General features: G+C 49.1%; 10 protein-coding genes. 1 reads left to right on the top strand and 9 read right to left on the bottom strand.

Annotation, left to right across the window (positions count from 1 at the left end):
• Positions 1-13: 13 nt before the first annotated feature.
• Both BLR73_RS05170 and BLR73_RS05175 read right to left on the bottom strand, forming a co-directional pair.
• Positions 14-775: a nucleotidyltransferase family protein gene (locus tag BLR73_RS05170; protein WP_091859656.1), complete on the bottom strand. Its 762-nt coding sequence runs from the start codon at positions 773-775 to the stop codon at positions 14-16.
• A gap of 103 nt (positions 776-878) precedes the next feature.
• Positions 879-3,839: a TonB-dependent receptor gene (locus BLR73_RS05175; RefSeq protein WP_033149777.1), complete on the bottom strand. Its 2,961-nt coding sequence runs from the start codon at positions 3,837-3,839 to the stop codon at positions 879-881.
• A 156-nt stretch (positions 3,840-3,995) separates the two neighbouring features.
• Between BLR73_RS05175 and aroB the strand changes: the two genes are divergently transcribed.
• On the top strand, positions 3,996-5,045 hold the full coding sequence (aroB, locus tag BLR73_RS05180) for a 3-dehydroquinate synthase (RefSeq protein WP_013064647.1): 1,050 nt from the start codon (positions 3,996-3,998) through the stop codon (positions 5,043-5,045).
• 92 nt (positions 5,046-5,137) lie between these two features.
• Here aroB and BLR73_RS05185 read toward each other — a convergent pair whose 3' ends face one another.
• The 7 genes from BLR73_RS05185 to BLR73_RS05215 all read right to left on the bottom strand — a co-directional run bounded on the left by BLR73_RS05185 (position 5,138) and on the right by BLR73_RS05215 (position 12,206).
• On the bottom strand, positions 5,138-6,133 hold the full coding sequence (locus BLR73_RS05185) for an AMP-binding protein (protein WP_091859659.1): 996 nt from the start codon (positions 6,131-6,133) through the stop codon (positions 5,138-5,140).
• Complete coding sequence (gene menC, locus BLR73_RS05190; RefSeq protein ID WP_369821137.1) at positions 6,121-7,140, bottom strand: o-succinylbenzoate synthase; 1,020 nt, start codon at positions 7,138-7,140, stop codon at positions 6,121-6,123. Before menC ends, BLR73_RS05185 begins: the two co-directional genes overlap by 13 nt.
• A 93-nt stretch (positions 7,141-7,233) precedes the next feature.
• Positions 7,234-8,085 (bottom strand): 1,4-dihydroxy-2-naphthoyl-CoA synthase, encoded by an 852-nt coding sequence (gene menB / locus BLR73_RS05195; protein ID WP_028908209.1) that lies wholly within the window; start codon positions 8,083-8,085, stop codon positions 7,234-7,236.
• Positions 8,054-9,745 (bottom strand): 2-succinyl-5-enolpyruvyl-6-hydroxy-3-cyclohexene-1-carboxylic-acid synthase, encoded by a 1,692-nt coding sequence (gene menD, locus BLR73_RS05200; protein WP_091859663.1) that lies wholly within the window; start codon positions 9,743-9,745, stop codon positions 8,054-8,056. The genes menB and menD overlap by 32 nt, the downstream gene beginning before the upstream one ends.
• Complete coding sequence (locus BLR73_RS05205) at positions 9,732-10,772, bottom strand: isochorismate synthase (protein WP_091859666.1); 1,041 nt, start codon at positions 10,770-10,772, stop codon at positions 9,732-9,734. The genes menD and BLR73_RS05205 overlap by 14 nt, the downstream gene beginning before the upstream one ends.
• Positions 10,772-11,185, bottom strand: a complete 414-nt coding sequence (locus BLR73_RS05210; protein ID WP_013064861.1) for a PaaI family thioesterase — start codon at positions 11,183-11,185, stop codon at positions 10,772-10,774. Before BLR73_RS05210 ends, BLR73_RS05205 begins: the two co-directional genes overlap by 1 nt.
• Positions 11,186-11,225: 40 nt before the next feature.
• Complete coding sequence (locus tag BLR73_RS05215) at positions 11,226-12,206, bottom strand: ROK family protein (RefSeq protein ID WP_091859669.1); 981 nt, start codon at positions 12,204-12,206, stop codon at positions 11,226-11,228.
• Between the last annotated feature and the right edge of the window lie 8 nt (positions 12,207-12,214).

Below are 12,214 nucleotides of genomic sequence, written 5' to 3' on the forward strand. Positions count from 1 at the left end.
TGAACATTGACCATTATAAGCCGTCAATGAAGGCTTCGGCTTGATCGAGGGTGTCGAGTTTGCCTACGTCCATCAACCTCAAATCCTTGGCCTCGTAACCACGAATCAGATGGGTGCCACAGGCCTTGAGATAAAAGTCCATAATGGGGAAGCGATCGGGCCACTCATCCAACAATGGCACGAGTGATGGGTGGAACACGTGGATGCCGGAGAAAGCGAGCTTTCGCAATTGACCATTCTTGCCTTGCAAGCCAGCAGAGCTGGAGCGGACCATTGACCATTGACCATTAGAGATGGGGCCTTTGAGGGCGCCGGTTTCGATGTTGGTCCAGCCATGCAGGCGCATCTCGTCATCGAACATCAGATAACGCTTGGTCTGGCGCTCGCTGACTACCAGCAAGGGGGCATCCATGGGCAGCGCCTCGAGGTCGAGATTGCTCAGGATATCCACATTATGAATCAGGATAGGCTCGTTGGCATCGAACAAAGGCAGCGCCTTCTTGATGCCACCACCCGTTTCGAGCAGCGCACTGGTTTCGTCGCTGATACGGATATCCAAACCAAAGTTATGATTTCCCTCAAGATAGGTTACAATCTGATCGGCAAAGTGGTGAACATTTACCACAATGCGCTCATAACCAGAGGATTTAAGTTTTTGTATTACATGCCAAATGAGCGGCTGCCCCCCTACCCTCACCAGTGCCTTAGGCATGGTGTCGGTTAGTGGCTTGAGACGAGTGCCAAGCCCTGCGGCAAATATCATCGCTTGCTTCATTCGGCGCACTATGCTTTATTTGGGGTGCAAAGGTAGCACTTTTTTGGGAGATAAAAAAGAAATTGCCCCAAAAAATTTTGGAGCAATTCTGTTAATAAGTTAGTTAGAACATACGTGGGCCTCCGAAGCCGCCGCCACCACGACGACCGCCGCCGAAGCCACCACCACCTGGGCGACCACCGCCAGGACCACCAAAGCCACCACGACCAGGACCACCAGGGCCACCAAAGCCACCCTGACGACCAGCCTTACCACCAAACAGGTTCAAACGATAGATGACGTGAACCATACCATAGCTGGTAACGGCATTGTACTGGGTATCGTTACGCATCATAGCTGTGACTGTGCTCGACAATGTGCTCTGCTGGTGCAGGATGTCGTACAGCTGCAGCGAGATGGTAAGGGGCTTACCCTTGAGGAAGCTCTGCGAGAGCTGGGCATTCCAGATAAGCTCGTTGGTGTTCATCGAGGCATCGTAGTAACCACGACGGCTCTGCATGTTCAGGTTGGTGGTAAGCGATGTGCCCCAAGGAGCTGTTACGCCCACCATACCTCCGTAGGTAAACTGCCAGGTATCAAGGTTATTGCTGGTTTGCAACTCGCTACGGTTGCGGTTGTAGTTGAGCGATCCGTTGAGCTCGATCTCCAACCAATCGTTACGATAGCTGAAGGCCAGGCGCTCCATGATGGTCTGCGACTTGGTAACAGCCTTAGCATCGCTGACACCATCATTAACAAAACCTACGTTGTGGTTGTATCCAAAGTTAGTAAATGTATTCACGTTAAAGTAACCAGCCGAGTCGATAGCTGTGTTGAACATAAAGCCAACGTTGGCATTCCAGTTACCATTGATATTCTCAGGACGAGTCATACGTGCACCACCATCCAACAGGGTAACCTTGTTGGCGATAGAGTTAGCGGTGGTAGAGAAGTTTACGAATGTCATCACAGCACGCTGGTGCTTCTGGAAGTAATCGTTGTAGAACAGCTGGAAGTTCTGACGGAACGAAGGCTTCAAGCCAGGGTTACCTCGTGTAATGTTCAAGGGGTCGCTGTTATCTACGATATCCAGCAGATCGCTCATAGAGGGCTGCGAGGTGTTGGCACGATAGGTGAAGCGCAACTGACCAGTCTGCGACTTCTTCCAACGGAAGTCCATGGTAGGTGCAAAGTTGGTAACAGTGCGGGTGGTATCGGCATGGATACCCTTGTAGTCCTGAATAAAGTGCGACTTCTGAGGCACCATCTGTACACCAATATTAAAGGTATATGAGTTGCGAACGATACGCAGCATCAACTCAGCGGTGTGGATGTAGTTCTGATACTCAGAGTAGCGGCTCTGGCTATCATCGCGATAAGGATCGAGCGAAGTGATACGACCAAACTGGCCCAGATACTCATCCCATGAGCGATAACCACCATTCCATGCAGCAACGGGATCAATCTTACTGAAATCATAGGTACCACGATCGCTCTTCTGGAAACGGTACTGGTACTGATAGCTGAACTGCAAGTAAGTGCGAGGCAGAATAGGCTCGCTATAAGTAATGCGTGCGCTATAGTTCCAGTTCTTGGTTGGGGTGATAGAATAACGATTGGTAATGGTGGTTGAATCGACAATTCCTAAGGTGTAATAGTTAATCAGGCTGTTTGAAGCCGATTTGCTGGTGCCGTCGCTCCAACCTGCATTCAGCTGTACAGTGATATTACGACCTGTATTGCTGAGACGACGGTTGAACTGCAACATACCACTCACATTCTTTGAATCGCTATACGATACGCTGTTCTGCGTACGGTTGTTCTTCAGGAAATCCTTCAGCTCATCCAACTGGTCGAGCGGACTAGTGATACGCTTATTGTCGAAAGGATTGGCAGTAAAGGTAGCCTCGGCACCCTCGTTATCGCCATCCTGAGAGTTATAACGGAAGTTTGGGCGGAACATGATGTTGGTCATCGAGTCGGGGGTCCACTCCAAACGCATCTGGGCATTCCAGTTGTTAGAACGGGTATAGTTCTGTGTAAGACTGTTACCATACTGCGAGTTGGTAGCACCATACATAGTCATGCTGGTAACCTTTGAGAGGGCATCGCCATCGCTGTGGTTCCAACGTACACTACCATCCAGAACCAGCTTGCCTGTATTCTCGTAGTTCAGGTTGATACCAGTCATCTTATTAGCTGTAAGCCCCTGGCGACCACCACCAAAACGGCCACCACCGCCACCACCGGGGAATCCCATATCGTTGGTATTGTTGGCATTGGTCATCAGGAACACCTTCATATCGCTATTCATGATACCACCGAAGATACGGCCTGCATAACGGTTCTTAGTACCTGCGGCAAGGTCGGCATTCATCATAAAGCCCTTGTTCATACCCTGCTTGATACCAAAGTCGAGCACAGTCTCCTCTTCGCCATCCTCGATACCTGATACACGGGCCAGGTCGCTCTGCTTATCGTAAGCCTTAATACGGTCGATGATATTGGTAGGCAGATTCTTCATGGCAGTCTTGGTATCGCCAGTCATAAACTCCTTACCATCTACCAGAATCTTCTTCACCTCCTTACCATTAATCTTAATAGTACCATCGTCGCTCACCTCGGCACCAGGCAGACGCTTAACCAGCTCCTCAACTACCGAACCCTCGGGGGTACGGAAGGCAGCAGCATTATATACAAAGGTGTCGGCCTTCAGTGTCACCTTCGAGGCGCGTGCTGTAACAGTGGCACCCTTCAGCATGATAGCATCGGGACTGAGCGAGATGGTGCCGGCATTGTAACCCTTACCATCCTTTAAAGTAAACTTCTTGGTGTAAGTCTTAAAGCCCACGTAGGTAATCTTCAAGGTGTAAGTACCATCGCTGGGGGCTGTAACACGGAATGCACCATCGGTGTTGGTAACACCATTGGCCACAACCTTCTCGCCTGAGAGAATAGAAGCGGTGGCCTGAATAACTGCATCCTGCGTATCCTGCTCAATCACTTTACCTGTAACCACGCGCTGTGCGTGTACCGACAATACCGTAAACATTACGGCCATCATGAATAGTAATAATCTTCTCATTGCTACTTTTTTCTACGTTTTTTTGAAAGTTTGACGCCTTTTCAAAAAAAAAGTTTAACCTATAGGCTATTTTTTTTTTTAATTTGTTACGTTTTAAAAAAATAATGTTATCTTTGCACTCAATAAAAATTAAAAAGTCAACTACGGCACCAAACAATGAGCCCACAGAAAGTTGTCATATCAGACCAGCTAGATCGTACACTCGCTGAAGCAATAGCCGAGTGTGAACACGATAAGGTTTTCGTCCTGGCCGACGAGACCACAGTTGAGTGCTGTCTGCCAGTTATCGAGCAGTTCGAATGCATGGCAGGCGCTAAGCGCATCACGATCGAAGCCACTGATACGCATAAGAACCTGGCTTCGCTGAGCCATGTATGGCACGACTTGAGCGAGGGCGGTGCTACACGTCACACCTTATTAATAAATATAGGCGGTGGCATGGTAACCGACTTAGGTGGTTTTGCCGCTTCAACCTTTAAGCGCGGCATTAACTACATTAACATCCCCACTACCCTGCTCTCGATGGTAGATGCATCGGTAGGTGGCAAGACAGGCATCAACTTTTTAGGCCTGAAAAACGAGATTGGCGTGTTTAACAATGCCAAGAGCGTGATACTGGATACTGAATTTCTGAAAACCCTGGATACAGAGAACATGCTGTCGGGTTATGCCGAGATGCTGAAACACGGACTGATTAATGATGCGAAGATGCTGGGCGAGTTACTCTCGTTTGATATCGAGCACCCCGATCTGGAACAGTTAAAGCGTATGGTGGCCGAATCGGTAGCTGTAAAGCAGCGCATCGTAACCGAAGACCCCACCGAGAAGGGTATCCGCAAGGCATTGAACTTAGGTCATACCGCTGGACACGCGTTCGAATCGTTCGCTCTGAAGCACAATCCCGTACTGCACGGCTATGCTGTGGCATGGGGCCTGATAGTAGAGCTGTACCTGAGCGCCATCAAGACGGGATTCCCCACTGATAAGATGCGCCAGACGGTAAGATTCATATTGGATCACTACGGAAAGATGAACATTACGTGCGATGATTACCCCACCCTGTTGGAGCTGATGACGCACGACAAGAAAAATATAGCTGGCATCATAAACTTCACACTGCTGGGAGGTGTAGGCGATATCCTTATCGACCAGACGGCTACGAAGGAAGAAATCTATGAGGCATTCGACTTTTATAGAGAAAGCTGATGCTGGTGTCTTAACACAAACCAATTCAACTTAATAGACCTAATCATATTACTAACTAATCAGAGTAGGACTGCTCGCGAGAGTAGTCCTATTCACTTTTTAGCCAGTTCTTCGGCCCTTTTTCGGGCTGGTTTGCCTGTTTCGGTAAGCGGTATTTGGTTTACGTGCAAGTAAACTTTAGGTTGATGGTACTTGGGCAGCACCTGCTCGCAGATGGTTTGCGCCTCGGCGGTATCACCCTCGGTCAACAGCACCACTATCTCACCAAACTTCTCGTCCTTACGTTTACTTATAATATAAGGTACGCGCATGTACTTTTTTAGAATTTGCTCAACCTCCTCGATCTGAATCTTGATACCACCCGAACAAATCACATTGTCCTTACGACCACGGATGCGGAATCTTCCATCGAACTTCAACTCTACAATATCGTTGGTAGTCAATGTCTGGGCGCAAACCTCAGGAGCATCAATCACCAGACAACCCTCGTCGGTAGTACTCAACTTAACGGTGGGGAAAGGCATGTACCACTCAGAGGCCTCAGGGCCACTGATGCGACGCAGGGCGATATGCGAGAGTGTCTCCGTCATACCATATGTGCTCCAAACAGCATGGGGGAAGGTACGCAGCTCGGCCTCCATCGCCTCGTCGATAGCACCACCACCAATAATCAGATGTCGGATAGCCATCAGTCGCTCCTTCTCCTCAGGCACCTGCAATGAGTTATACACCTGCATGGGCACCATGGCGGCAAAATCAAATTGAAAATTGAAAATTGAAAATTGAGAATGTTTAATGTTTAATGTTAAATGTTTAATGTCAAGTGGATGCCCACAGGGGGGCACCTCAATTAATTTAAGGCCACGCTCAATAGAGCGTACCACCATCATCTTACCAGCAATATAATCGGTACTCATACACAGCAGCGCCGTATCGCCAGGCTTCAATCCCAAAAAGTCGCAGGTTATGCGTGCAGAATTAAGCATCCTGCGCTTCTCTACCAGCATACGTTTGGGCTCACCAGTACTACCACTGGTTTTCACCTCAACATACGCCGAATCATTATTCCACTCGTCTATAAACGCCATAGTTGATCGCCTTGAATGGTGAGGGGCATTTCGATGTTATCAGTAAACAGCTGACCAGTGCCTAAGCCCTGTGGCATGCTGATATCGTCGCCATACACACTCGAAGCAAACTGGGCGATGGCATTCAAACCGATATTACTCTCAAGGGCCGAGGTAATCCACGAGCCGATATGCAGACTGCGAGCGATATCAATCCACTCCTTACTACCCATCATACCACCATGCAACGAAGGCTTGAGGATGATATAGCGGGGCTTGATAATCTCGAGCATATGACGCTTCATCTCCGCATCATTCACACCTATCAGCTCCTCATCAAGGGCGATAGGCAGGGGCGACTCCCTGCAGAGTTCGGCCATATAAGCCCACTGACCTTGCTTGATGGGCTGCTCGATAGAATGGATATTGTACTGCGACAAGAGTTCAAGTTTATACAGCGCCTCATCGTAGGTAAAACCACCATTGGCATCCAAGCGCAACTCCACCTCGTGATGCGAGAAGCGCTCGCGGATACGCTTTACCAAATCAAACTCCTTTTCAAAGTCGATGGCACCAATCTTCAGTTTCACACAGCGGAAACCCAACTTCAGTTTCTCCTCCATGCGCTGCAGCATCTCCTCGTAATTGCCCATCCACACCAGTCCGTTAATGGGGATGCCCACCTCGCCACGCGAAAAAGCAGTATCGAAGAGTTTTTCGCCCTTTTGCAGATTCAGCCAGGCTGTTTCCAATCCAAACAGCATCGAGGGATAATCGCGCAGAGCATCATAATCCATCTCGCCCTTGGCACAGAATGCCTCGCAAAACTCCTTCAGTTTAGCTTCATACTGCTCGTCGGGCATCGCATCGCAACTCAGATCGGGCAACGGTGCACACTCGCCCACACCCTGCTTATCACCATCACTCAGATGAATCAGCCACATCGTGCGGGTTAAATAAACCCCGCGAGAAGTCCCCGCGGGTTGTTTAAAATACAATATTTTTTTTTCTATTTCAAATCGCATAATTATCTTCATTAATAAAGGCCGTGTCCTTTTATAAAAAGGCCGTGTTCGCTCGGCTTTGCCGCTTGGCTCGTCCAAGAATCCGTGCCTAATAAATCAAGGCATCTTTGGATATTTCTTGAAATCAGGCTTGCGCTTTTCAAGGAAAGCCTTGCCACCCTCCTGGGCCTCATCCAGGAAGTAATACAGCATGGTGCAATCGCCAGCTAACTCCTGGATACCAGCCTGACCATCCAACTCGGCATTCAAGCCAGCTTTGATCATACGCAGGGCCAATGGCGAACGTTCCATCATAATCTCAGCCCACTCTACGCACTCGTCCTCCAGGCGCTCGATAGGCACAACCTTGTTTACCATGCCCATCTCCTCGGCCTCCTTGGCAGTGTACTGACGACACAAGAACCATATCTCACGCGCCTTCTTCTGACCCACGATACGAGCAAGGTACGACGAACCAAAACCAGCATCGAATGAACCTACCTTAGGACCAGTCTGACCAAAGATAGCATTCTCTGAGGCAATCGTCAGGTCGCACACCAGGTGCAGCACGTGTCCACCACCAATGGCATAACCATTCACCATTGCAATAACAGGCTTGGGCAAGCGACGAATCTGCATCTGCACATCGAGCACGCTCAAACGGGGCACACCCTCTTCATCTACATAGCCACCACGACCCTTTACGTGCATATCGCCACCAGAGCAGAAAGCATGCTTTACATCGGCCAGGGTCTTACCCTCGGGCACCTCGCTCATAGCACCAGTCAACAATACCACACTGATATCCTGCATCTCGCGACACATAGCAAAAGCCTGACTCAACTCCCAAGTGGTCTTGGGGGTAAAGGCATTGCGATAGCGCGGACGATTAATGGTAATCTTGGCGATACCGTTATACTCCTCAAACAAAATCTCCTTAAACTCTCTTATCGTTTGCCAGTTTCTCATTTTTCAAAATTTGATAATATGTTTTTGCTACACGCTCGTCCTCATCAGCATCGGTAAATATCTCGAGCAATACAGGACGAGTAGATTTCTTATTTAATAAGTTGTCGACACACTGCTGCATCTCCTCCATATTGGTGGCCTTCATATAGCGGATGTTGTTCTGCTTACAGATGCCCTGGGCTGTGGTGTGATGCGCACCAGAAATGAAGCTATCACGAACAGGACTCTGTTCCAGACCCTTCAGCATGTTAAAGATACCACCCTTGCCATTATTCAGCACAATGATATGCAGGTTGCCATTCAGGTTCTGATTCCACAGGGCATTCTGATCGTAGAAGAAACTCAGATCGCCCAGCACGCACAGCACCTTCTCGTCGCCAGTAACAATCGAGCAGCCTGCAGCTGTAGATAGTGAGCCCTCGATACCATTCACACCACGGTTACAGAACACATAGTGCTTGGCATAGAGATTGGCAAAACGGATAGGACTGCTGTTGCCATAATGGATATAGCGATAGATGGCCTTGCCCAGTTTATCCTCCAGATACTTGACAGCAGCCATCTGCGAATACTCGGGTTCGAACTTCATGGCACGATAGGCTGCCAGTCGGGTGGCCTGATCCCATCGGGCCTTAAAGGTAGCAGTAGAACTGATGGCCTTGAACTTGATGGCGTTCACCAGATCCTCGATCACATCGGCAGGACTACCCTCGATCACACCATACAACTGCATAGAGGTATCATGAATGCTACCATCCTCGGTAACAGCCCAGATATGACAATCCTTCAGGCCACGCAACCACTTTTTAAAGCGCTTGCTAACCAGTGTATCGCCTAAGTAAAGCACAAAGTCGGGTTGGTAAGCGGGATTGTCGCCCAGCACATGTATCACCTCATCGAAATTGGTGCCACCCTTACCTACACTCAGTGCCTCGTGTACCACCACAGCACACTGTGAGAGCATGAACAGCTCCTGAGGAATCAAGTCTTCGGTAGACATCTGACCAATAACCACCATAGGTTTCTTGGCCTCGGCAAACTGGCCTGCGCACTCCAACGATATCAAAGCCGCATTGCTACGTGGTGTGAGTAACTGAATAACACGCTCCTGAGGAAGTTCTTCGACATTATACTCGAACAGGGGCTCTGAGATGGGCACATTGATATGTACAGGACCACAACCATGGTGGCGGGTCTCGTTCATGGCCTCGTTAACCAGGCGGTTACAGTACCAATGCAACTCATCGTTATACACCTCGGGCAGGTTCACAGCCTTTTTCACAAAGCGCCCCAAGGCATCGGGCTGAGGTAGCGTCTGACCATCCAACTGATCGATCCACTGTGCAGGACGATCGGCTGAAATCACCACCAATGGCATGTGCTGATAATAAGCCTCGGCCACAGCTGGGGCCACATTCAGCAAAGCCGTACCACTGGTTACACATACGGCTACGGGGCGATGAACCACCTGTGCGATACCTAAGGCATAGAATCCTGCACTACGTTCATCAGTTACAGGATAGCACTCGATATCAGGGCACTCGTTCAGGTTATGAACAATAGCCGAGTTACGACTACCAGGACAAACTACTGCGTATCTAACTCCATGCGCTACCAACAAACTTGTCAGTATGTTTACGTTCTGCTTACTGCTGTACATATAATAGCTTTTTCATTGTTTCCATTTTCGCTTCAGTTTCCAACCACTCCTGCTCTTCGACGCTGTCTTTCAACAGTCCGCCGCCAGCGTAGAGATGACACACATCGCCATCGATGTTCATACATCTTAGCGACACATAGAGATGGGTATCCTCCTGTGCAACAGGTCCCATAAACCCACTGTAATATCGACGTGGGGTATACTCGTTCTTTACTATAAACTTAAAGGCCTCGCGCTTAGGCAGTCCGCACACGGCAGGTGTAGGATGCAAGGCCTGTAACAAATCGCCTATTTTGTTGTTGTCGGCCAACTTAAAGGTAAAGTCGCTACGCAGGTGTACCAGGTTAGCGGCTCGTACAGTGCGAGGACCCTCCTCACGGAAATCATCCGTAAACTGCTCCAGGCACTCGGTGATATAGGTGGCCACAATGCGCTGCTCCTGAATATTCTTGGTGCTCCAGGTAAGTGTTTCGCCTTCGCCATCCAGCTGGTCGCCCTCCAGTTTCATGGTTCCTGCCAAAGCGATGGTTCGCCAATCGGCACCATGCCCATCCAGCAGGATCTCTGGGGTAGCAGTTAACCAGCAACCGCTTTTCTCAGTATCCACCAGTGCGATGAACAGACGGGGGTAAAGCTGGCAGGCACGATAGAACAGGTCGATAGGTTTTACACCATTGGGCATCTGCTCATCGGCACAGCGTGCCAACACTATCTTGCGGAACTTATCTGCCTCTAACTGCGAGTGATAGTTCGCAAAGTCAACCTTATAATAATTCGACATATCGCTTGGCAACCTGTTTTTTCCATCATCAGCAGTTAGTTGCTCGTTGCTCAAAGCAATCGTCTCTGTTTTTCCTTGTATCAAAACCACGGGCTGGTCGGCCTTCACCTCGAAGGGGGCCACTACAAAACCCTGTTTACCATTCAACTCTGTCAGCGAATGCAATTCCATGGGCACACCCACCGATTGGGTAATCAGTGTGGCGTGGTCTTCATGGGGTAATCTGTAAATAGCGTATGCTGACATTATTTCTTCTGCTTAATAACATAGTTAGTAACTCGCACATTTGATATCAGATCGCCTGCCGTGTCCTTGATATCCACATTCCACACATGCAGCGTCTTTCCCTTGTGCAACATCTTTGCGAAGGCAGTTACCGTGTCGCCTTCAACCACAGCTTTCACATGACTCCCAGTAACCTCGATGCCCACACAGGCGCATCCAGGACAGAGAGCCGACGATGCCACCCCGGCCACATTCTCAGCCAGAGCCAACGAAGCGCCACCACTCAAAAAGCCGAATGGCTGGCGATTTCGCTCATCAACTTTCATTTTCGCCAAACAAGTATCAACCTCGGGAGTAGAAATAAATTCCATCCCGAGGGCTGTACTTAAATTCGGCTTTGCGTTAATAATCTCTACTATCTTCTCTACGTTCACTCTGAATTTTTTAATTCTTAAATTTTTGAATTTTTACATTTTATTTAAACAGCGAGTACTCTGGTACACTCCAGGCCAGGGCACTGGCACCAAGCACATCGCGTTCTCTATCTTCAAGTTTCGAAACAAGCATCTTAACCTTGCCTCGCAAATTGCCAAACACATGCTCCTCGAACGACTTGCACGTTGGGTCTAACAACCACTTGCCAGCATGCGAGATACCACCCGTAAGGATGATAGCCTCAGGATCCACAAGCGATGCGTAGTTGGCTAATCCCAGGCCTAACATCTCACCTGTACGACGGTACACCTCGATAGCCATCTCGTCGCCCTGGTCGCAGCACTCCTTGATGGTACGTGGTGATAGCTTCTCAAGATTACGCATGATTGTAGGCGCATCACTCTCAGCCATCAGTTCCTTGGCGGTATTGACAATACCAGCAGCACCGACATACGACTCCAAGCAGCCAGTATGACCACAACCACAAGCACGACCGTTCTTCACAACACAGGTGTGACCAAACTCACCGGCATAGCCATTATGTCCGATATGGTCGTCGCCTGCCGTGAAAAAACAGCTGCCTATACCCACACCCAGACTGAGAATAATGAAATTCTTCATACCATGGGCACAACCAAAGGTATACTCGCCAAGAGCCGATACGTGGGCATCGTTCGACAAACCTACAGCCAATCCAATGCGGTCGCGCAGCATAGCACTCAGAGGTACGATACCTTTCCAAGGCAGGTTGGCTGCGTTCTCGATACAGCCCGAAACCGAGCTGGCACTGGGCGAACTAACACCAATGGAACGAATGGTTTCGTAACCGCCATTAGCCTCAACCAGATTCACAATCTTATCGCTCAAGGCAGTCACAAAGTTGTTCACATCCGAATAGCCGCATGTAAGGAACGATTCCTCGGCAATAATATTACCGCGGATATCCACAATGGCATAGGTGGTCAGTTCATTACTGATGTCGACACCTACAACTTTCGTTTTAATCTTGTACTCCTCCATAGATATAG

Source organism: Prevotella sp. khp1, assembly GCF_900102205.1.
In the GTDB taxonomy this organism is placed as follows: domain Bacteria; phylum Bacteroidota; class Bacteroidia; order Bacteroidales; family Bacteroidaceae; genus Prevotella; species Prevotella ruminicola.